Origin of the sequence: Yersinia ruckeri ATCC 29473 (assembly GCF_000754815.1) — a bacterium.
Taxonomy (GTDB): Bacteria; Pseudomonadota; Gammaproteobacteria; order Enterobacterales; family Enterobacteriaceae; genus Yersinia; species Yersinia ruckeri.
This window is the reverse complement of record NZ_KN150747.1, coordinates 3,477,759-3,499,448: the sequence shown is the minus strand read 5'-3', so window position 1 is coordinate 3,499,448 and position 21,690 is coordinate 3,477,759. Positions and strand designations below refer to the sequence as shown.

Below are 21,690 nucleotides of genomic sequence, written 5' to 3'. Positions count from 1 at the left end.
GCTATGTGCGGAAAGCGAGATGCGGTGAGGGTGTCAAATACACCGGGCGCACAGACATACCGGACAGAGATGAAGAAGCCCCCTGCTTGCGCCGGGGGCTTTTGGCGTTTTCAGGGGCAAGGCAAGATGCACGGAGCGAAAGACCGCCCTTTTGCCTCACTCAGGGCGCATTGCTGGCCGGTTTTATCGGAATCAATGACTCATTTTTTACATTTTTCCGTGTCAATATGTTGTCAATTCGCTGCCTGATAAATTCCATAACCCGTAATTGCACCTGCAACATCCCAAGCAAAGTCCTTCCAGCTCCAACCGCTGCCACTCTCACGGCTATCGTAAAATTCCTTCCCAGCACCAATACCAATGGAAAATAATAACCCAAAACTGCGGCTACGCGTATCGGGCCAATTCTGATGATCGCCATACGCGGTGCCAGCAGCAGCAAATACGGCTGAAGCGAAGAAATGTTGAGCTTTATCCTTACCTGTCCAGCTGTCGTTGGCTGTATGTGTACAAGCTGAGGATAGTAGAATCAGTGGAAAGATAAACCATCGCTGAAGACTGGGTAGCCAATTCATTGCCGATCTCCTGAATACAGATTTAACAATGTACCTATTCACGCTACTGAAGGCAGTATGTCTAATATTTTATCGGATTAAATCAGAAATGCTAAAGTGCCAACCGGAATTTTAAATAAAAAGAGGTTACAGATAGGGGCTATTTAAGCGGTGTACTGAAGTGATAAAGTGGTACCTGAGGATAATTATATATAAAAACCAAGGCTGGAAACATTAAATGAAAATTTATCAGCGGTGGTTACGTGAGACTCAAATAATCTAGAAAAGGTGCCGGACACGGTGATGAAACGCGTCTTTAGTCATGTGAAATTGGAATTTTTTATTTAGAAATAGTTAGCTGTGTGGAGCATATTGCGAATAGTGCTGGAAAAAGTATATATATTATTACCATCGCCACTGAGTTAAGTTAAAACTAAAAAGCCTGAGTTCCGTGGAATACAGAACTCAGGCCTTGTACCGCTTGATTTAAACTGCCCAATTTTTTTGGATAGTTCAAAATATCTGGCTTTAGTTGGCTATAGAATGCGACTAATCAGTCGATCGATACGAATTCGTCGTAAGCGTCGAATTAGCTTGCGGACTTTTACCGGATATTGCTGAATATTTTCTAACTCAAGGTAATGAGATACGACTTTGGTATGTGTCCGAATACATTCCAGCTCTTTTGCACGTTGTTCGCTCATTTCATGTTTAGGATCGTGGATTAGAATCGCATTCTCTAGATCTAAACGCCAAGCACGTGGATTAAGGTTATTGCCGGTTATCAGTTGCCAAGTATCATCCACCCACATCCCTTTCAGATGGTAAGTATTATCATCATCTTTCCATAAGCGTACAATTAACTGACCGCTATCGACATAGCGCTGTAAGCGGCTAATAAAACGACGTAGGTTGATTTCGTACAAATAGGGTAAGGCACCGATAATCTTAAATGGCTGATCTTCTGGAATATAAAAATCGTTAGCCGTTTTGTCTCCAACAATAATTTCAACCTGTTTACCTTCTCGTAGTAAATAGATGATATTACGCACCAGCAGTGCTGGTAGGTTGAAGTAAGGAGTACAAATCGTCAGCTTTTCATCAGCTGAAGACATCAGATGATGGATTGTTTTGTTTAGTAGGCTCTTTTTGCCTAAACCAACCAGCGGTGTAACGGCAAACTCTTCGTGACTAGCTTGTTCGTTGAGATGGTAACTCGCATCCCGCAATGACAAACGGAACTGGCGGGTTTCATTTTTAATTTCGGGATTTGTCGGTCGATCTCTGCGATCCAGGCGTTGAACTGCACCGGCGCTGAGGATCTGTTGCCTGATAAAATCGACCATCGTCGAAGCCATCAACGGATTCTTGATTAACTGATAGCGATCATAACGATATTTATCATGCTGATGGAGGTAAACATCGTTAATACTGGCACCGCTGTAAATAACCCTGTCATCAATAATAAAACCTTTCAGGTGCAGGACACCAAGGGCTTCCCGGGTATTAACCGGCACGCCATAGATGGGAACCGCAACACCAGAATGCTGCTCTGCCATATCACAATACCAATCGGCATTGGTGTTCACTGCCTCAGCACCAATCCGGCCACGCTGGGCACGGTGCCAATCAACCAATACGCAAATTTCCAGCTCAGGACGCTGTTGCTTAGCCTGATAAAGTGCTGCCATCACGTCGCGGCCAGCATCATCTTGTTCGAGGTAAAGAGCGACCAGATAGATGCGCTGGGTTGCCTGAGCAATTAATTCCAGCAAGGTAGCGCGGAAAACCTTTGGGCAGTAAAGCGTTTGTACATCATCAACTGACTGGGGGAGTTTGGGCAGTTGTGCAAGGTGTTGTTGATGTTTGCTGCGTTTGTATTTTGACAACATCACAGTGCGCTTCTTCTCTCGTTATTTGATGGCAAAACCGCCATAGCTTAGAAAAATATTCCATAGAATCCGGCGATAATACCACTAGTTAACCGTATTGTGCGTAAGTTTTGCCTACGGGGTGGCGAATCGCCTGGCTCTGTGGCCTTGGTCACAATGGGATAGCCTTCATCTTTCATGTTACAGCGGCATTGACCGCTTTTACTGTAACGTGAAATCGACTAGGCATATCAGTTAGTCATCTTCTTACAGCGTCAGTTCGAGATTAACGATCCCATCCTCTATTTGCACATCTATGCTGAACCCCAATTTTTGCGCCAGACCAATCATGCCACGGTTATTCGGCATAGTGATGGCGGTTAAACGGGTGAGACCGTGACCACGAGTGTAGTGGATCATTTTCTCCAATAATTTGCTACCCAGGCCCAATCCTTTCAGGTCTGATCGAACCAGTACCGCAAATTCGGCATCAATATTATCGGGATCGCTCAATGCTCGGGTGACACCAATAATTTCTGTCTCGTCATGCTGCTGGCGTACAGCAACAAAGGCCATTTCTCGATCGTAGTCGATCTGCGTCATATTCGCCAAGTCATCGTGGCTAAACTCGTTGATCTCACTGAAATAGCGATAATAAAGATCTTCTTTTGTTACCTTGTCGATAAAATCTTTTAGCAGTGGTTCATCTTCCGGCAAAATCGGGCGGAACAAGCAGTCAGAGCCGTCTTTTAGTCGGATATGTTCTTCCAACTCCTGTGGGTAAGGGCGAATAGCCAAGCGTGCCTGCGGATCTCCGCTCACCGGAGCCAATTGCATGGAAATATCCAACAGGGTGAATTCACTGCCAGAGGCCAATACCGGATGTATGTCTAGACGAATAATTTCAGGACAATCTAAAATTAGGTTGGAAACCTGTACCAGTAAATTACTTAACCCTTGAATATCAAGTGGTTGAATTGCCCCGCTGCGACGAATTTTACCACCTTTAACCGCCTGTAATATCAGATAGCGCGCCAAGGCCATATTCAGCGGTGGTAGTGCTACTGCTGCCTGAGTTTCATAGTGCCATTCTACACCGCCTTCTCCCAGCATAATCAATGGGCCGAAGATGGCATCTTGTTCCACTGCAATCCGCAGTTCTTGGGCGCCGGCGCGGTGAGCCATGCTTTGTACCAGCAGACCATGAATGCGAGCCTGTGGATAGGTACGTTTAACCCGATCCAGAATATCGTCGGCAGCTCGTTGAACTTCGAGTGCAGTGCGCAAATACAGCATGACGCCCTGAACTTCAGATTTATGGGAAATATCCGGAGAGCGTAGTTTCAGCGCCACCGGATAACCAATTTTTTCAGCGATATGTACCGCTTCGGCGCTATCACTGGCAATCCAGGTTGGCAGCGTGCTCAGGCCATAGGCTTGCAGAATGGGCTGAACTTCGTGGGTATCCAACTGAGTGGTACCTTCAGCCAGAGCTTGATGAATCAGTTGATGCACATGCGCGGTATTGGCAGTTAATCCTACTGGTAGCGCTGGCGTTTCTTTTAGCTGTTTCTGGTTACGGCGATATTCCACCATATGCATAAAGGCAGTGATCGCCCCTTCGGGGGTACGATAGGTTGGAATTCCTGCTTCGGTAAACATACGGCGGGCATCTTGCGAGGAATATTCGCCGCACCAGTTGGTTAACAGGGTGATTCGCTTACCACGGGGATGTTGTCGAATGGTGGAAATCAGCAGTTCTGCGGTTTTATTACCAGGCGCGGCGGCGCTGGGGGAGTGAATAAATAACAGTGCATCATAATCGGTGCTATCCAGTAGGGGAATAACCGCCGCCAGATAGCGCTCAGCGGTTGCATCGTCTCGCAGGTCGATCGGATTACGGATAGCGACAAATGGCGGCAAAACCTGACTCAGTGCGTTACGTGTCTCTGTCGATAAGGTTGCCAGCTTGCCGTTGCGGCTGATCAATTCATCCAGCGCCATTGCCGCTGGCGCAGAGCCGTTACTGACGATCAATATGCGTTCACCGCGTAGGGGACGCATATGGCTGAGGGTTTCCACTGCCGAGAACAATTCGTGCGTATCTTGTACGCGTAACAGACCGGCTCGCTGAATTGCGGCATCATAAGCGGCATCTAGCCCTTGCTGGCCACCTAAAAGCTGCTGCGCCCGTTGTGAACGGCCACTTTTTACCACCAGAATGGGTTTATTACGCGATGCGCTGCGAGAGGCGGATAAAAAGCGGCGGGCATCGCTGATATGTTCGATATACAGCATGATAGCGCTGGTTTTGCTGTCGCGTGACAGAAAATCCAGTAGGTCATCCACATCAATATCCAGGCTGTCGCCTAAAGCAATAAAGTAGGAAAATCCGACTTCCCGCTGTTGCGCCCAGTCCAGTACCGTATTTGCGACGGCGGCAGACTGCGAAATAAACGCCAGTTTGCCTTTCAGGATCGGAACTGGAGAAAAACTGGCATTCAGGCCTTGCCAAGGTGCCAGTAATCCTAAACTGTTTGGCCCAAGTAAACGCATGTTATAGCCTTGAGCGCAGGCTTTTAGCTCAGCAAATTGTTCCGGTGGGGCGGAGAGAATAATGACGGTTTTGCATCCCCGAGTGCCCAGATCATTCAATAGATGTAGATTGCGGCTGGCGTTAGTACAGAGAATAGCTAAATCAGGAGTCAGGGGGAGTGAGGCAATATTGGGGTAGGCTAATACGCCACAGACCGCTTTATGGCTTGGAGTCACTGGCAGAATTGGCCCGCTGAATCCGCCGTCCAGCAGGTTACGCATCATCAGAAAGCCCGCCCGGTCAGTTTTTTCAGAGGCACCGATAACCGCAATCGATTTGGGGCGTAACAGTGCTTCTAATCCTCGTTGGCTCATGACGGCTCCTGTTGATTAACCCTGCTAAGAGTAGCCTGACAGACTTTAGCCGTTTTCTGATGGAATTGCTGTGACCCGTGGCACTGGATGATGAGGTTTGCCAGCTAAGTATTGCTGCCTGAAATAACTGAAATGCGTACCAAGACCTTCTGCTGCCCGTAAATCGCCGGCTTGCTCCAGTAACGCAATAGCCACTTCAACGGTACAATGCTGTTCTGGGCGTTGGGCTTCTCGCAGCAGGTAGTTGGAGGCGGTGGTCACATCCAGTGAAAGCATCGGTAAACCGGCCAGATAAGGGCTTTTGCGAAACATTTTCTTTGCTTCGGTCCAGGTGCCATCGAGTAAAATAAACAGTGGTGGTTTACTGCTGACCGGTAATTGGCTGAATACCTGCCGCTCTGGTTCGGCGTAGGCGGCGGGAAATACCACGTATGGCTGACGATGAGGATCGGCAATTGCGGCCAATAACGCTGGTTCCATTGCGGTTCTCGCCCAGAGGAATGCCTGAGTATCTGGCAGGATATCGGCGATTAATCGGCCTGTATTACTGGGTTTTAGCGGTTCAGTATCAAACATTACCAGACAAAAACGGCTAGTGGCCTGCTGGGGGCTGATGGTATCGCACAGACACAAATGTTCGGTCAGCAAACAGTTTTGGCAGCGAATAGCACGGCAACCGCGAGCGCGATAAGGACGGGTGGACGCTGCCAGGCGTTGTTTACGTAGGCGAAGAACCGCATTTTCAGTCATCACGATGTCAGTCATAACTCGAGTTGCAGGCGGTGTATCAGTCACGACTGACTCCTAAGAAAAAGGCTATTCTATTCAACCTGCGCTGGAAGTGACAGAATAAACGCCCCTACCGATAAATACTCGGTAAGAGCGGCGGTGTTAGCCGCGATGATTAGCCTGAAATGGGTTAAACTAGCATTAAGTCATTAGGTGTTGTGGGGCTGTTTTTCATCCAGCCAGCTATCAAATTGCGCTTTAGGTAGCGCGCCACTGAGCATATCGACCATTTTGCCATTTTTATACAACATAATGGTGGGGATGCTGCGGATACGGAAACGCGTACTGAGAGCCGGTTCGGCCTCTGTATTCACTTTCACGAAGCGAATCTTGCCAGCGCGTTCTCCGGCAACATCTTCGAAAATTGGCGCAAAGCTGCGACACGGCCCACACCAAGGTGCCCAAAAGTCGATAACAATCGGCAGGTCATCCTGAAGCAGTTTATCCAGCGTTTCAGCAGTCGCATTGACCACTTCGCCGTCAAACAGCGAGTGACCACAGCGTCCGCATTTAGCGCCATCATCAATACGTTCTTCCGGCAGGCGATTAGTCGCCATACAAGCTGTGCATACCGTATTCATTATTAAGCCTCAATTCTTGGATGTAGAGAGTAGGAAACAACAAGATTAGTGGTTTTAGCGTGGGCGAAACGCGGCTCTAACCACGATGTTGTTTCGTTTATGTTATCCATTATGATGATAAATGCTGTTATCGCCAAAAAGGTTTATTCGATAAATACGATAGTTGCTGGCTTTTGACGCTAGCTTATGGCTTACCGGGCGGACATCAGGTAATCTTCGCGCCCTGCGCGTTGGTGGAGAAGACAATGAACGATTCATTTAGTGGCAAAAACGGCAAAGTTAAAGTGATGTACGTCCGTAGTGACGAAAACAGCAGTGACGACCGTAATAGCAATAACCGTGGTAAAAACCCGCGACCAGCAGGCAAAGGGCGTCCGGGGGATAATGCACGTCAAGGCGGTTCGTCTCAGGGTAATCCACGTCAGGACAGCTCACGTCGTGGTGACTCTCGTCGTAATGATTCAGGCCGCAATGAAAGCGATCGTCCTCGCCGTCCGGCACGTTCTGAAGAAAGTGGCCCATACGATTCACCGTGGAAAACGGTTTCCCGGGCACCGTCCGAGGAACCTGAGTTTGATCACGGCGGTATCGGCGGTAAGAGTCATATCGATCCGGCACAGTTGCGTCGTCAACGTGCGGAAGAAACCCGAGTTTATGGCGAGAATGCTTGTAAGGCGCTGTTTAACAGCCGTCCTGATGCGATTGTTCGCGCCTGGTTTGTGCAATCCGTTACGCCTCGTTTCCGCGACGCATTGAAATGGATGGCGGCGAACCGCAAAGCCTATCACGTGGTTGATGAAGAAGAACTGGCGAAAGCGTCCGGTACTGAACATCATGGCGGTGTCTGCTTCCTGATCAAAAAACGTCAGGGTCTGGATGCGGAAACTTATCTGCAACAGGCACCAAAACAAGATTGCGTGTTGGCACTGGAAGAAGTGGGCAATCCGCATAACCTGGGTGCGATTATGCGTACTTGTGCGCACTTTGGTATCAACGGCGTATTGTTGCAGGATCCGGCAATGTTGGAATCCGGTGCGGCAGTACGTACTGCTGAAGGTGGTGCGGAACACATCAAAGCGATTAATGCCGATGATTTCCTGTCGGTACTGGATACCTTCCGTAACGCGGGTTACACCATTGTTACTACTTCCAGCCATAAAGGTACCAGCCTGTCGAAAGCGGAATTACCTGCCAAAATGGTGCTGGTGCTGGGGCAGGAGAGTGATGGCCTGACGGATAGTGCGTGGCAGCAAGGTGATTTGAGCGTGTCTATTGGCGGAACAGGTCGGGTAGAAAGCCTGAATGTTTCCGTTGCGACCGGTATTTTGCTGGCCGAATGGTGGCGGCAGAATAGCGCGCAATAATAACCTTTGTTCGATATAAAAGGGACGCTGATGATATGTCAGCGTCCCTTTTATTTTATCCGATGGTGGCGCCGCTAGTGCGCACCGCCGCCACCGCCACCGCCTGAGGTGAACGGCGGTCGAGCAAACCACACTAACGCCAGCAGTACCAGGAATACGCCCGCCGATAGCCAGAAGATCTCGTTAGCCGAAATAATCAGCCCCTGATTGGTGATTTCCCGCGCCAGATAGGCCGAGGCCTGCTGGTGGCTCATGCCTAATTTTTCCAATTCCTGATAGGTCTGTACCGCATTCGGGTTATATGGATTAACAAACTCCGTTAACTGCGAATGATGCAGAGACTCGCGCTGCGTCCACAGGGTCGTCGTTATCGATGTGCCAATCGATCCTGCCAAGGTGCGCAAAAAGTTGGATAAACTGGAGGCTGCCGCCATGCGTTCCGGCGCTAAACCAGACAAGGTTATCGTTGTCAGCGGCATAAAGAAGCAGGCAATGGCAAAGCCCTGAACAAATTGCGGCCACGCCGAGGCACCAAAATCCATTCCCGGTTCGAAGGTATAGGCTCGCCAGTAGAAACACACTGCATACATAATAAAGCTGAATGTCACTAGCTGGCGCATATCGATACGATGAGAAAAACGACCGATAATTGGCGATAGAATCACCGGTAGAATTCCAACCGGTGCCGATGCCAATCCCGCCCAGGTTGCGGTATAGCCATAGACCTCTTGCAGTAATTGCGGCAGCAGTACGATAGCACCGAAATACAACATATAGGCCAGGCTGATACATAGGCAGCCAATGGTAAAGTTTCTCGATTTAAACAGCGACAGGTCGATAACCGGATGATCGTCGGTCAGCTCCCAAACAATCAAGAATGAGATTGCCACCACCGCGACCACCGCCAGCATGATGATTTCCGTGGAGTTAAACCAGTCCAGTTCCTTACCCTGATCTAGCATGATCTGTAAGGCACCGATTCCCACCACTAACAGTACCAATCCCATAGTATCGATCGGTTTGATCTCGGTTTTGGTTTCCCGCCCTTTCAGGGTTTGCATGGCCACCAGAATAACGGCAAGGCCGATGGGAATGTTGATAAAGAAGATCCAGCCCCAATGATAGTTATCACTGATATAACCGCCCAGAATCGGGCCAAATATCGGTGCGATAACAATGGTCATCGACCACAGAGCCAATGCCATTCCTCGTTTGGCGGGAGGGTAGTTATTGAGTAGCAGACTTTGCGACAGCGGAATCAGCGGGCCAGCAACCAGTCCTTGAATCACGCGGAAGAAGATCAGCATGCCTAAACTGTTGGAGATCCCACATAGCCAGGAAGCCAGCGCAAATAGAGCCGTTGACCACAGGAACAGGCGCACCTCGCCGATCCGCTTCGCCAGCCAGCCGGTGATCGGAATCGAAATGGCGTTTGCTACGCCAAAAGAGGTAATAACCCAGGTGCCCTGTGAATTCGAGGACCCCAGGTCGCCTGCGATAGTCGGAATCGCCACGTTGGCAATAGTGGAATCCAGCACCTGCATGAAAGTCGCCAGCGATAGCGCCACTGTCATCCAGGCTAGTCTGGATCCCTCAAGGGGTTTTTGTACCACATTCGCCTCCGATGGGCTTAACTGGCATTCGCTTGGATCACATCGGTAATCATCTGATTAACCGGTGCCAAATCCAGAGAAAGCGCATTACTTTCGAAGGCCGGTTTTTTACGCACGCTTTCGGCCAGTACCAATCCATCCAGATTTGCGGTATCCACGCGGACTACGGAAGACAGACCGATACGCAGCGGGTGCTCCGCCAGTTGTTTGGCATCCAGTTCGATACGCACGGGCAGGCGCTGTACCACTTTGATCCAGTTACCGGAGGCATTCTGGGCTGGTAATAGTGAGAAGGCGCTGCCGGTCCCCATATCTAGACCGACGACTTTGCCCTGATAAACGACATCGTCGCCGTAGAAGTCAGTTACAATAGTGGCCGGTTGGCCGATGCGCATATTGGCCAACTGAGTTTCTTTAAAGTTGGCATCGACCCATAATTGGTTTGCCGGAACCACAGCCATTAACGGAGTACCGCTAGAGATCTCAGCGCCAACTTGCACACTGCGGCGGGAAACATAGCCAGTCATCGGGCTGAGAATCTTTGTTCGTTGTAGAGCCAGCCAGGCATCACGCATTTGCGCGGCGGCTTGTTCAATGGCGGGCTGTTTCTCCAGCGGCGTCGTTAATACCAATGCCTGATTGGCATTATATTGTTGAATAGCCACATCCAGTGTTGCTTTGGCTGCATCGACAGCATCGCGGGCGTGTTGCACTTCTTCACGGCCAATCGCATCGACTGCTCCCAATATTTCTCGGCGTTTCAGGTCGTTTTGGGCTTTATTTAGTTCAGTTTTTCTCAGCTCGATATTGGCTTGATACTGCTTACCGTTAATCACCAGCTGGTGGGTTTGACGCACGCTATTTGCCAGTGCGGTTTTTGCCCGTTCGAAAGCCTGTTCGGCATCGGTCGGATCGAGAGTGATGAGTACATCGCCACTTTTCACCAAATCGGTATTTTCAAAGTTAACGCTAACGACACTGCCGGGTACCTGGGACATGATCTGTACCTGATTACCTGAAACATAGGCGTTATCGGTTTCCTGATGATGACGCAGTACCAGGAACCAGTAAATTAAGTAAGCCACCCCAATAATGATGAAAATAACCGTTAACAAAAGCAGCACGTTTTTGCGCTGTTTCTTTTTGTTTCGCGGTTGCTGCGGGGTTTGTATTTCCTCGCTTGCACTCATGGTGTTCTCCACGCTTTATATTATTTTTGTTGTTTGAACCATCGCGGTCGGAGCTTGATAGCCACCGTCCAGTGAACGGATCAGTCCGATCTTCGCCTGCAATAAGTGATTGCTGGCGCTAACTTCTGCCTGTTGTTGTTACTGCAAGCATTGCGACTGGCTAGTCAGCAGATCGCCACGGCCAATAACCCCGGACTGATAACGTGCATTGGCAATGCGATAGACCTGTTTCATTGAGCGAGTTGCTGAGGTCGCCTATTGTCGCAGCTATTGCTGAATAGTGATGGCATCAGCGGTTTCCTGTACCACAAGGGCGTGACTCTTCAGCTATGTAGGGATGACATAGTTATGTTACCTGGACAAAAATGTTGGAATTACAGTTCGGGCACGTCCATTTGATCCAACCGGGTTAATAGCTTACGAGTCAGTTTTTCAAGTTGTTGCTGCTCATCAGCATCCAGTGTAGACCAAAGAAAATGCAGACATTTATGTTGGGGTGGCAGAAGCTGATTCAGAAATTCTTCACCTGCTTTGGTTAAGTGTAGGTAAAGGCAACGGCGGTCATTATGGCTTTCGCGTCGTTCAATCCAGCCTTTTTTTTCTAGTTCGTCAGCAATCCGGGTTGCGTTGGTACGGGAGGAACCCAATGCTGCGCTCAACTCAGAAGGTTGGATGCTGTGGCTTTCCTGTGCATCCAATGTGATTAATGCCATAAATAGGGTTTCATTAATCCCTTGAGCTTTTAGCATTTTATTGCGATTTTCGAGCAATTTACTATGCATATGCATGCACAAACGAGTCAGTAGTATTTCCTGATACGGGAAGTCCTTTTGACGTTTAGCGCGAAAATTAAGCATTTGTTCAATGGGAGTAAATGAACTTTCCATTATATAGAGCCTCATTAATTTCAGACGATACAGTAACGATAGTTACTAATAATGTAAATGGTATAATACGGTAAAACTTTAGCAATTAGTGTTGTTTTGCCGAGTTAGATTTGTGATTAGCGCCAATGGTTATGGAGGTATCGTGAAGTTGCTCACATTTTGTTGGTGTTATCCCAATATCATCAACAGGTTGAAGGGTAATCTGCAGCTCAGGGCATCAAACAAGGATAACGCGGCTTTTATCATTGGGTCGTGATTTAATGGGCTTTTGCATGTTGGTGGTATCGTGACTCGGTTACGGAGTGAAAAGGGAATTTAAACAATAAGCAACATTAGCAGAGTGCCTAAGCTCTTTGTACTCCGTAACCGGAATTTATAGAATAATTTATTATTCTCAAGCTAATTGTTTAGCTTATCTAATTTATTTGTCGGTTACTGAGTCAAATTTCTTCCCCATCAACCACACCAGAATATTTAGCAAGCATAAACCAAAACCGGCACTGGCAACGGCATACCAACCAGCATGCTGGTATGCCGCAGCTGAAATCAGAGAACCGAATGCACCGCCGATAAAATAGGTCGTCATGTAACCTGCGGTTAAGCGATTTCTGGCTTCGGGCATCATACGGTAAATCACACTTTGGTTCGTGACATGCACTGCCTGAACCGCCAAATCCAGCACCACAATTCCAATGATAAGCGATATTAATGAATGTTGCCCCCAGGCAATAGGAACCCAGGAAAGCAGTAGCAACCCGAGGCCTGCGCTGGTAGTCAGGCGTGCTTTACCCTGATCGGCGAGACGACCCGCTTTGTTAGCCATTAAGGCACCAGCAGCCCCAACCAGACCGAACAGTCCGATAGTCACTTCGGAATAGCCGAAAGGCGGTGATGCCAGCAAAAATGCCATTGATGTCCATAACACACTGAAGTTGGCGAAAGAGAGTGCGCCTAATAAGGCTCGGGTACGCAATACCGGCACACGGATATACAGTGAAACAATGGATCCGAGTAATTGGCCATAGTTCAAACCGGCTTTTTGCTTGTAATGCGGTAAAGAGCGCCATAGCACCAGAGCCATCACTGCCATCAATACGCTAGCAACCCAGAAAATGGTACGCCAACCGCCAATGCGCCAGCGACGGTACGAGCCAACAAAATGCCCAGTAGCAGGCCACTCATAATAGTACCAACCACCTGACCGCGTTTTTCCGGTGCCGCCAATGTTGCCGCCAGTGGAACCAGCAATTGCGCTACTACGGAAAATAAGCCGGTGAGGGCGGTACCAATAATCATCATGGTCAGATTTTGCGACATCGCGGTGATCAGCATCCCACCAGCGGCCAACAACGTCATAGCGACAATCAAACCCCGGCGTTCAAACATATCCCCCAAGGGCACCAAAAACATCAACCCGACGGCATAACCCAATTGGGCGGCGGTAACAATAAATCCAGCTTGATTAACCGATAGATTGAAGGATTGGGCAATGGTGTCCAATAGCGGCTGGGCGTAATAGTTACTGGCAACCGCCAGGCCGGTAGCAATAGACATCACAACGATCAGGGCGGGGCTTAGGCCGACGCGTTCAGTAGTTTGGTTCATGGGAAAGTCTGCTTAATATTATATAGAGCGATAGTATTGGATAAATGATATTGATAAACCAAGGTATAATTTTCATCTGCGATACTATCTTCACCCTGAATGGGTTTTGATCTGACGGAAAAACTGGGGGAGTTTAATCTTTGCTATCCGGCGGTGAATATTCGCCTATATGTGGGTATGAGCGAACCCTTGCTGGAAGATACGCGTCAGTAAAAAGCCGATGTTGCGCTTGTCGGGATCTGGCTGGGAGATAGAAATATGCTGCCGTTTTCTCATTGTCAGCTGACAGATGAGCCTCTGGTGGCACTGGTGGCGAAGGAACATGTTCTTGCCATAAGACTCATGTTAACTGACAACAACCGGCTGACGTACCGCTGGTGGACTTCTACAGCGGCTTTAGCGCACGTTGTCAAACTGATCGCGCTTTCCAGACCGCAGGGATCAAACGTCACGTCAATTTTGAGATTGATCATATCGAATGGTTGGAAAACCTGGTGAGGCTGATTCCGCGCCATCCCTGGTGCGGACGCTTGACTCTTCTCGCTGTTTTCCCCATCAGAGATCGCAGGATCGAGGTTTGTTTTCGTCACAACATTAAAAAATTACTGGGCGTGATTGTTGGCGGCTTCAGCGGCAGTTTTTACCCAGCCGTCAAAGGTCGCCTGATGCGCAGCGATCCAGCCATTGACATGACGTTCGATGTCCGCATCGGATGATTCACCCGCATGCATTCGCATGTTTTGCGCATTCACATCAGAAATGGGTAATTTCATTATAGAAAACAGTTTGGCAGCCGCAGGGTTGGCTTCGGCCCATTTTTTGTTGGCGATGATGTGCATTACGCTAGGTGGAAAACCATAGTTAGCACCGTTAGCCAGTTGGGTATTGATGCTTTTGTCCGGCAGGGAAGAGAAGGGCACCTGTAACCAGATAACATCGCGACCAGGCACCAGGATATCGCTGACCCAGTAAGGCGTCCAAGTGTAATACAAGATAGGCTGGCCTTCTTTATAGCGCGTAATGGTATCGGCAATCATGGCCGCATAGTTACCCTGATTATGGGTTACGGTGTGACTCAAACCATAGGCATCAAGCTGATGATTAATCGGCGCTTCACAGCCCCAACCTGGATTACAGCCGGTCAAATCGGCTTTGCCATCATTGTTGGCGTCAAACAGCTTGGCAATTTTCGGATCTTTGAGCTGTTCGATATTGGTGATGTGGTATTGATCCGCCGTTTTCTTGTCGATCAAATAACCCTGCGCCAAACCTTCAATATAGTTGCCCTGGCGGTAGAATTTGGCGTCGCCACCCGCAGCTTTATATTGATCGTCATGCAGTGGTTCCCAGTTTACCGCCAGAAAAGTGGCGTCTCCGGCAGCGATAGTGGAATAGGCCACGTTATAATCGACTTCTTTGGTTGGTTGTACCTCGTAGCCCAGTTTTTCTAACGCTTTGTTCACCAACTCGGTCTGGAAGGTTTCCTCGGAAATGGTGCTTTGAATCGGTAACACGCTCACACCTTTGCCAGGTAATTCGGCGGCGGATAATTGAGCGCTGATCAGCGTCGTTAGGGCCAAGGCCCAGAGTTTTGTGGTGCGCATATGTTGTTCCTCATATTTAACCCGTTATCTTGCACGTTGCAGCGGCGTTGGTGGGTTTGTCCAGCCCAGTCTGAGTTCCGCTTGTTACCATACGAAACTCATCGGACAGGCGGCGGCAATGTGAAATCTATTGGGTGTACATATCGATTTTTTAAACACTGCGACGGCGGTGATGGTCATCGTCGCAGCTTGAGAGCAACGGGCTATCAACCCGCAGGGCGATGGTTATCAGGCTTTCTTGATAAAAGCCTTGGTGATCAAGCCCAGCGGCCCGGTGGTATACCAGTGAGCTACGCCTTTGCTGCGGCGATCTCGACCCAGAGACTGAGTCAGACGGTCGAGGATAATGGCCAGAATCACGATCCCAACGCCACCAACGGCGGCCAAACCCATATCCAGACGACCAATACCGCGTAGAACCATTTGACCCAAACCACCTACGGCGATCATTGAGGCGATAACGACCATCGACAGCGCCAGCATCAGGGTTTGGTTTACACCGGCCATGATGGTTGGCATGGCCAACGGCAACTGCACTTTAAACAGTAATTGACGCGGATTGGCACCAAAGGACTCGGCAGCTTCGATCAGATCTGCCGGTACCTGCTTGATGCCTAAAATGGTTAGACGCACAATCGGCGGCAAGGCAAAGATAATAGTGACCACGACACCGGGTACGTTACCGATACCGAACAACATGACGATCGGCACTAAATACACGAACGCCGGTGTGGTTTGCATTGCATCCAACAACGGTCGGATGATTTTGGCGGCGTTATTGCTACGCGCCAGCCAAATACCGAGAGGTAATCCGATCAAAATACAGAAAAATAGCGAGGTTAAAACCAGCGCTAAAGTGACCATCGCCTGCGACCAGGCACCAATGGCGCCAATGGCAACCAGAGAAACCAGCGTTGCTACGCCCATGCCAAGCGTGGAGAATTGCCAAGCGATCAAAGCGAAAACTAGAATGGCAATCGGCGCAGGCATTCCCAGCAGCATGTGCTGAAAGCCGCTCAGAATGAAATCAACCGGTACGCGAATCCCTTGAAACACCGGGCGAAAATGCAGAACAACCCAATCAATACCGTGAGTCACCCAGGAATCCAGTGGTACCCAAGTATTATGGAACGGATCCATCAGGCTGAAATGCTCGGGGGCGGCAGCTGGGGCACTATTCAACCAATCGGCGCCCTGTTGTGCGGTTTGGGTTGCCGCATCTGACGCATGAGCAGTTTCACTGCCCTGAGCCATACTGGCACCCCAAGGATCGGCGGCGGCAGAAAGTCCCTGCGGTGCCTGATCAGTCACGGTGGTAGACGCCGTCGCCCACGGATCACTAATAACCGGTTCGTTAATCTGGCTTGCGTTACTCATTTGGCGTCTCCTTATCTAAAGCCTGCAATAACATGGCCTTGGAAATAATACCGATATAGTTGCTGTCTTCACCTACCACCGGAACGGCGCAGGGAGCTTGTGCAACCAGTGAAATCAACTCATTGAGCGGCATATCAGCCGGAACCGGTGCCGGTTCTGCCAACAAGGCATGATCCAGAGATTGGTTTGCGGAAAGAGCCTGTTTCAATGAATCTATCGATACCACGCCAATAAACTTCTGACCGCGTTCCAGCACATAACCATAATCACGGTCTTCATCCTGAAGTAGTTTTAACGCTGAACGCGGACCAAAACCTGGGGTCTTGCGGATTAATGCCACCGGACGGCGGCGAGCAATATCTTTGGCGCTGAAGACATGGCTAATATCGACACCACGGAAGAAGGTTCGTACATATTCGTTGGCTGGATTATTTAATATTTCATCCGGCGTACCAACCTGTACGACTTCCCCCCCTTGCATAATGGCAATACGATCACCAATACGCATGGCTTCATCTAAATCATGGGATATAAAAATGATGGTACGTTGATGTTTGGCCTGTAATTTAACCAACTCATCCTGCATCTCTGTACGTATTAATGGATCCAGTGCAGAGAAGGCCTCATCCATCAATAATATGTCCGGATTATTCGCCATTGCTCGAGCTAATCCAACCCTCTGACGCATACCACCAGAAAGTTCATCGGGATAAGAATAGGCATAATTATCCAGGCTGACCTGACGCAATGCTTCTAATGCTTTTTCGTGACGTTCTTTCAATGGAACGCCCGCTAATTCCATGCCAAATGCCGTATTGTCTATTACATTCAAATGAGGCATTAACGCGAAGGATTGGAATACCATACTGATTTTATTTCGGCGTACAGCACGCAGTGCGCCGTCAGATATTTTTGCAATATCTTCGCCATCAATAAGGACTTCACCACGAGTGGGTTCTATCAGACGATTGAGAAGGCGTACCAAGGTAGATTTACCTGAACCTGATAACCCCATGATGACGAAAATCTCGCCTTCTTCAATGGCCAGACTGGCATCTTTAACGCCAACGGACAGTCCTGTTTTACTAAAAATCTGGTCTTTATTCATGCCAGAGTCGATCAGTTTAAAGGCCCGTTCCGGGTGCTCGCCAAATATTTTATATAAATTCTTTACTTCAAGTTTAATTGCCATGCAGCGGGTATGTTCCTCTGTCAATTTTTAAATTATATTTTATCCTGATGAAAAAATAGAGCGCCATATACCCTAACACACTGACACTCTGAGGCAACCCTCAATATTCTGATAATTGATTCATTGTTGTTAATTATACCTATATATATGAACGTCAATATTTGATTTATCTACATTAATACTGTGGTTGTTTTTGCTCATATTCATTGGGAAATAGGTTGTGTGACAATGTGTAATAGCGGGGTGAACATTGCAGATATGTCATCTATATAATGATGTTTCCTTGATGCTAATATCGGCGGATATTAGGGTGTTATATGTAATCATATTGGTTCCAGTAATTAATATATATTGGTGCGATTAATCAATAGCCGATTAGCGAGGGGTAAATTGCCGGAATCCCCCTTGTGCTCTGGCGATCAGCCCGATGGCGATTCTTCGATTACGGGCATAATTTATCGAATTTAACCCGTCAATTCAGTATTGCGATGGGCGCTTGGCTTGCCGTTGTGTTAGTCAGAAAGCACTAAATGGATCGAGCGAAGAATATTGGCGTTGAGAAGTGAGCAAAGCAGGGTCTTTCTGCCAGTCTGAAAGACCCTCGATCGTTTTAGCGTTGGATAATCAAAAATCCCAATCATCATCCTCTGTGTTGACGGCTTTTCCGATCACATAGGACGAACCTGAACCGGAGAAGAAATCGTGATTCTCATCTGCGTTTGGCGATAATGCAGACAAAATTGCTGCACTGACGGTCACTTCATTGGCTGGAAACAGCGCTTCGTAGCCTAAATTCATCAATGCCTTGTTGGCATTATAATGAAGGAATTTTTTCACATCCTCACTCCAGCCCACGCCGTCGTAAAGTTCTTCGGTATAACGTACTTCGTTATCGTATAAATCTTGTAGCAGTTCAAAAGTGAAATTCTTTATTTCCTGACGACGTACTGCGTCAACTTTTTCCAGCCCTTTTTGGAATTTGTAGCCGATATAGTAACCGTGTACCGCCTCATCTCGGATAATTAATCGGATCAGATCGGCGGTATTAGTCAGTTTTGCTCGGCTAGAGAAATACATTGGCAGATAAAAACCGGAGTAAAAAAGGAAGGACTCCAAGAATACGCTAGCAATCTTTTTCTTCAACGGATCGTCATGATGATAGTGGTTTAGGATAATCTGTGCTTTCTTCTGTAATGTCGTATTTTCCTCACTCCAACGATAAGCATCATCGACATCAGACGTCATGCATAATGTGGAAAATATCGAGCTATAAGAGCGCGCGTGTACGGCTTCCATAAAGCTGATATTGGAGAAAACAGCCTCTTCGTGGGGCGTGATGGCATCCTGTAACAGCGTCGGTGCACCCACAGTATTTTGGATGGTATCTAACAGCGTCAGACCGGTAAATACACGGATAGTTAACTGTTTCTCCTGCGCTGTCAGCATGGCCCAAGACGGAATATCATTGGATAGCGGGACTTTTTCTGGTAGCCAGAAATTGGACGTCAGACGATTCCAAACTTCCAAATCCTTCTCATCTTCCACTCGGTTCCAATTGATGGCTTTCACCCGGGATAAAGGTTGCGTAGCAATCATATTATCGACTCCTTTTAAAGTATAAAATTACAGAGAGCAGGATACGCAGCCTTCAATCTCGGTGCCTTGCAGCGCCATTTGGCGCAACCGGATGTAGTAGAGGGTTTTGATGCCTTTCTTCCAGGCGTAAATCTGGGCTTTGTTAATATCTCGGGTGGTCGCGGTATCGCGGAAAAATAGTGTTAGAGAAAGGCCTTGATCCACATGTTGGGTTGCTGCGGCATAGGTATCAATCATTTTCTCTGGCCCGATCTGATAGGCATCCTGATAATAATCAAGATTCTCATTGGTCATATAGGGGGCAGGGTAATACACCCGGCCAATCTTTCCTTCTTTGCGTATTTCAATCTGCGACACAATAGGATGAATGCTGGATGTGGCATGATTGATATAAGAAATGGAACCTGTTGGCGGCACCGCTTGTAGATTTTGGTTATACAAACCGTGTTCCATTACCGAATGCCGTAGCGCTGCCCAGTCTTGCTGTGTGGGAATAGGAATACATGCATCTGTGAATAAGGTCTGTACCCGTGGTGTTTTTGGTAGCCAGACTTGTTCAATATATTTGCTAAAATAACTTCCTGATGCGTAGTGCGATTCATCAAAACCTTTAAAACGGCTGGCACGCTCAATGGCTAATTGGTTGGATGCGCGCATAGCGTGATAGGCCACGGTATAGAAATAGATATTGGTAAAATCCAGCGCTTCTTCGGAACCGTAATAGATCCGTTCTCTGGCCAGATAACCGTGCAAATTCATCTGGCCTAACCCAATAGCATGAGATTCCTGATTGCCTTTATCGATTGAAGGCACGGAGCGGATATGGCTCATATCGGAAACGGCGGTTAACCCACGAATAGCGGTCTCAATGGTTTGGGCAAAATTCGGTGAGTCCATGGTTCGGGCAATATTCAGTGAACCTAAATTGCAGGAAATATCTTTGCCGATATGTTTATAGCTCAAGTCTTCGTGATATTCCGTTGGCTGGTTAACCTGTAGAATTTCGGAGCACAGGTTACTCATGTTGATCCGACCTTTGATTGGATTTGCCTTGTTCACCGTATCTTCAAACATTAGATAGGGATAACCGGATTCAAATTGAATCTCGGCCAGTAGCTGGAAGAATTCACGGGCGCGGATTTTACTTTTACGGATACGCTTGTTACCCACCATTTCACGGTATTTTTCGCTGACGCTGATCTCCGACATTGGCACGCCATAAACCAACTCAATGTCATAAGGAGAGAACAGATACATTTCTTCATTATTTTTTGCCAGTTCGAAGGTGATATCTGGAATGACAACGCCCAGCGACAGGGTTTTAATTCGCACTTTCTCATCGGCATTTTCCCGTTTGGTATCCAGAAAACGCAAAATATCTGGATGATGGGCGTGAAGATAAACCGCCCCTGCGCCCTGACGAGCGCCCAACTGATTAGCATAAGAAAAGGCATCCTCCAGCATTTTCATAATAGGAATAACGCCAGATGACTGGTTTTCAATCCGTTTAATCGGTGCGCCGACTTCGCGGATATTGCTGAGCAGAAATGCCACGCCACCGCCGCGTTTGGATAATTGCAAGGCCGAGTTTACCGCTCTGCCGATCGACTCCATATTATCTTCAATACGCAACAGGAAGCAGGAAACCAGTTCGCCTCGTTGTTTTTTCCCACAGTTGAGAAAAGTCGGTGTCGCCGGTTGAAAGCGACCAGAAATCATTTCTTCAACCAAATGGTGTGCCAGCGTTTGATCTCCTGCCGCTAGCGTCAGAGCAACCATACAAATACGGTCTTCATAACGTTCCAGATAACGCTGACCGTCAAAGGTTTTCAGCGTATAGCTGGTGTAATACTTGAATGCGCCAAGGAAGGTTGGAAAACGGAATTTTTTAGCGTAAGCCTGTTGGAATAAACTTTTAATAAAACTGAAATCGTACTGAGCCAGCACCTCGGTTTCGTAATAGCCTTCCTCGGTCAGATAATCGATTTTTTCCTGAAGGCTATGAAAGAAAACGGTGTTCTGGTTAACGTGCTGCAAAAAATATTGCCGCGCTGCCAGACGATCTTTATCAAATTGAATCTGCCCATCGGCGTCGTAGAGATTAAGCATGGCATTCAGTGAGTGGTAATCCAACTCAGAGGTCATTGTCAGTTCTGTTGTTGCCAAAATTCGGTTACTCCCTTGCGAACATTTATCACATCTTCTTCGGTACCCAGTAGTTCGAAGCGGTACAGAAAAGGAACCTGGCATTTACGGCTGATAATCTCACCAGCCAGGCAATAGGCTGTGCCAAAGTTAGTATTTCCAGCCGCAATAACGCCACGGATTAATGTGCGGTTATGGGGATCATTCAGGAAGCGGATGACCTGAACGGGTACCGCCCCAGTTGTGCCACCACCACCATAACTGGGCACTAGCAAAATATAAGGCTGCTCGACCTTGAGTTTTTCCTGAGTCTCGGCAATCGGGATCCGCATGGCTGGTAGACCCAATTTCCCCACAAATCGGTGGGAGTTCTCCGATGAACTGGAAAAATAAACCAGTGGATTCATCATCA

Annotated in this window: 15 protein-coding genes and 3 pseudogenes; 2 read left to right on the top strand and 16 right to left on the bottom strand. The window is 48.1% G+C overall.

The features are described 5' to 3' along the window. Positions 1–233 precede the first annotated feature (233 nt). From DJ39_RS15750 to trxC, 5 genes are all read right to left on the bottom strand, one after another. On the bottom strand, positions 234–575 hold the full coding sequence (locus DJ39_RS15750) for a YfiM family lipoprotein (protein WP_038243613.1): 342 nt from the start codon (positions 573–575) through the stop codon (positions 234–236). Positions 576–1,090: 515 nt separating this feature from the next. Continuing rightward, complete coding sequence (gene pssA / locus DJ39_RS15745; protein WP_038243610.1) at positions 1,091–2,446, bottom strand: CDP-diacylglycerol--serine O-phosphatidyltransferase; 1,356 nt, start codon at positions 2,444–2,446, stop codon at positions 1,091–1,093. A gap of 246 nt (positions 2,447–2,692) precedes the next feature. Then, a complete protein-coding gene (locus tag DJ39_RS15740; RefSeq protein WP_004721543.1) occupies positions 2,693–5,335 on the bottom strand; it encodes a bifunctional acetate--CoA ligase family protein/GNAT family N-acetyltransferase in 2,643 nt (880 codons plus the stop codon). Between the two features lie 45 nt (positions 5,336–5,380). Continuing rightward, the gene (locus tag DJ39_RS15735) at positions 5,381–6,100 is read right to left on the bottom strand and encodes a tRNA-uridine aminocarboxypropyltransferase (RefSeq protein WP_004721540.1); all 720 of its coding nucleotides are present in this window, start codon (positions 6,098–6,100) and stop codon (positions 5,381–5,383) included. A 173-nt stretch (positions 6,101–6,273) separates the two neighbouring features. Next, positions 6,274–6,705 carry a thioredoxin TrxC gene (trxC, locus tag DJ39_RS15730; RefSeq protein ID WP_039957666.1) on the bottom strand — a complete coding sequence of 144 codons (432 nt, stop codon included), beginning with the start codon at positions 6,703–6,705 and terminating at the stop codon, positions 6,274–6,276. Between the two features lie 245 nt (positions 6,706–6,950). On the opposite strand from trxC, the gene DJ39_RS15725 reads away from it, so the two are divergent. Next, positions 6,951–8,069, top strand: coding sequence for a tRNA/rRNA methyltransferase (locus DJ39_RS15725; RefSeq protein ID WP_004721534.1), 1,119 nt, complete (start codon positions 6,951–6,953; stop codon positions 8,067–8,069). Between the two features lie 74 nt (positions 8,070–8,143). Here DJ39_RS15725 and emrB read toward each other — a convergent pair whose 3' ends face one another. From emrB to DJ39_RS15705, 5 genes and pseudogenes are all read right to left on the bottom strand, one after another. Then, positions 8,144–9,682, bottom strand: a complete 1,539-nt coding sequence (gene emrB / locus DJ39_RS15720; protein WP_038251559.1) for a multidrug efflux MFS transporter permease subunit EmrB — start codon at positions 9,680–9,682, stop codon at positions 8,144–8,146. A gap of 17 nt (positions 9,683–9,699) precedes the next feature. Continuing rightward, positions 9,700–10,872 (bottom strand): multidrug efflux MFS transporter periplasmic adaptor subunit EmrA, encoded by a 1,173-nt coding sequence (gene emrA / locus DJ39_RS15715; RefSeq protein WP_038243601.1) that lies wholly within the window; start codon positions 10,870–10,872, stop codon positions 9,700–9,702. A gap of 15 nt (positions 10,873–10,887) precedes the next feature. Next, positions 10,888–11,178 (bottom strand): annotated as a pseudogene (locus DJ39_RS18055) (efflux transporter outer membrane subunit); the annotation flags it as partial. Between the two features lie 68 nt (positions 11,179–11,246). Next, positions 11,247–11,759, bottom strand: a complete 513-nt coding sequence (gene mprA / locus DJ39_RS15710) for a transcriptional repressor MprA (protein ID WP_004721527.1) — start codon at positions 11,757–11,759, stop codon at positions 11,247–11,249. A gap of 421 nt (positions 11,760–12,180) precedes the next feature. Next, positions 12,181–13,364: pseudogene (locus tag DJ39_RS15705) on the bottom strand (MFS transporter). Between the two features lie 108 nt (positions 13,365–13,472). On the opposite strand from DJ39_RS15705, the pseudogene DJ39_RS17775 reads away from it, so the two are divergent. Continuing rightward, positions 13,473–13,927, top strand: a pseudogene (locus tag DJ39_RS17775) (LysR substrate-binding domain-containing protein); the annotation flags it as partial. Between the two features lie 39 nt (positions 13,928–13,966). Here DJ39_RS17775 and proX read toward each other — a convergent pair. From proX to nrdI, 6 genes are all read right to left on the bottom strand, one after another. Then, positions 13,967–14,968 carry a glycine betaine/L-proline ABC transporter substrate-binding protein ProX gene (gene proX / locus DJ39_RS15695; protein WP_004721521.1) on the bottom strand — a complete coding sequence of 334 codons (1,002 nt, stop codon included), beginning with the start codon at positions 14,966–14,968 and terminating at the stop codon, positions 13,967–13,969. A 228-nt stretch (positions 14,969–15,196) separates the two neighbouring features. Further along, positions 15,197–16,345, bottom strand: coding sequence for a glycine betaine/L-proline ABC transporter permease ProW (proW, locus tag DJ39_RS15690; RefSeq protein ID WP_038243596.1), 1,149 nt, complete (start codon positions 16,343–16,345; stop codon positions 15,197–15,199). Next, positions 16,338–17,537 (bottom strand): glycine betaine/L-proline ABC transporter ATP-binding protein ProV, encoded by a 1,200-nt coding sequence (gene proV / locus DJ39_RS15685; RefSeq protein ID WP_004721516.1) that lies wholly within the window; start codon positions 17,535–17,537, stop codon positions 16,338–16,340. Before proV ends, proW begins: the two co-directional genes overlap by 8 nt. 624 nt (positions 17,538–18,161) lie before the next feature. Further along, a complete protein-coding gene (gene nrdF / locus DJ39_RS15680; RefSeq protein ID WP_004721515.1) occupies positions 18,162–19,133 on the bottom strand; it encodes a class 1b ribonucleoside-diphosphate reductase subunit beta in 972 nt (323 codons plus the stop codon). A gap of 27 nt (positions 19,134–19,160) precedes the next feature. Then, positions 19,161–21,299 carry a class 1b ribonucleoside-diphosphate reductase subunit alpha gene (gene nrdE / locus DJ39_RS15675; RefSeq protein WP_038251558.1) on the bottom strand — a complete coding sequence of 713 codons (2,139 nt, stop codon included), beginning with the start codon at positions 21,297–21,299 and terminating at the stop codon, positions 19,161–19,163. After that, positions 21,281–21,685 (bottom strand): class Ib ribonucleoside-diphosphate reductase assembly flavoprotein NrdI, encoded by a 405-nt coding sequence (gene nrdI, locus DJ39_RS15670; protein ID WP_038251790.1) that lies wholly within the window; start codon positions 21,683–21,685, stop codon positions 21,281–21,283. Before nrdI ends, nrdE begins: the two co-directional genes overlap by 19 nt. Between the last annotated feature and the right edge of the window lie 5 nt (positions 21,686–21,690).

Coding starts and splice junctions, on each gene's coding strand:
- mprA (WP_004721527.1), bottom strand. CDS start 11,759: ATGGAAAGTTCATTTACTCCCATTGAACAAATGCTTAATTTTCGCGCT.
- proW (WP_038243596.1), bottom strand. CDS start 16,345: ATGAGTAACGCAAGCCAGATTAACGAACCGGTTATTAGTGATCCGTGG.
- nrdF (WP_004721515.1), bottom strand. CDS start 19,133: ATGATTGCTACGCAACCTTTATCCCGGGTGAAAGCCATCAATTGGAAC.
- nrdI (WP_038251790.1), bottom strand. CDS start 21,685: ATGAATCCACTGGTTTATTTTTCCAGTTCATCGGAGAACTCCCACCGA.
- proV (WP_004721516.1), bottom strand. CDS start 17,537: ATGGCAATTAAACTTGAAGTAAAGAATTTATATAAAATATTTGGCGAG.
- emrA (WP_038243601.1), bottom strand. CDS start 10,872: ATGAGTGCAAGCGAGGAAATACAAACCCCGCAGCAACCGCGAAACAAA.
- pssA (WP_038243610.1), bottom strand. CDS start 2,446: ATGTTGTCAAAATACAAACGCAGCAAACATCAACAACACCTTGCACAA.
- proX (WP_004721521.1), bottom strand. CDS start 14,968: ATGCGCACCACAAAACTCTGGGCCTTGGCCCTAACGACGCTGATCAGC.
- DJ39_RS15750 (WP_038243613.1), bottom strand. CDS start 575: ATGAATTGGCTACCCAGTCTTCAGCGATGGTTTATCTTTCCACTGATT.
- trxC (WP_039957666.1), bottom strand. CDS start 6,705: ATGAATACGGTATGCACAGCTTGTATGGCGACTAATCGCCTGCCGGAA.
- DJ39_RS15735 (WP_004721540.1), bottom strand. CDS start 6,100: ATGACTGACATCGTGATGACTGAAAATGCGGTTCTTCGCCTACGTAAA.
- DJ39_RS15725 (WP_004721534.1), top strand. CDS start 6,951: ATGAACGATTCATTTAGTGGCAAAAACGGCAAAGTTAAAGTGATGTAC.
- DJ39_RS15740 (WP_004721543.1), bottom strand. CDS start 5,335: ATGAGCCAACGAGGATTAGAAGCACTGTTACGCCCCAAATCGATTGCG.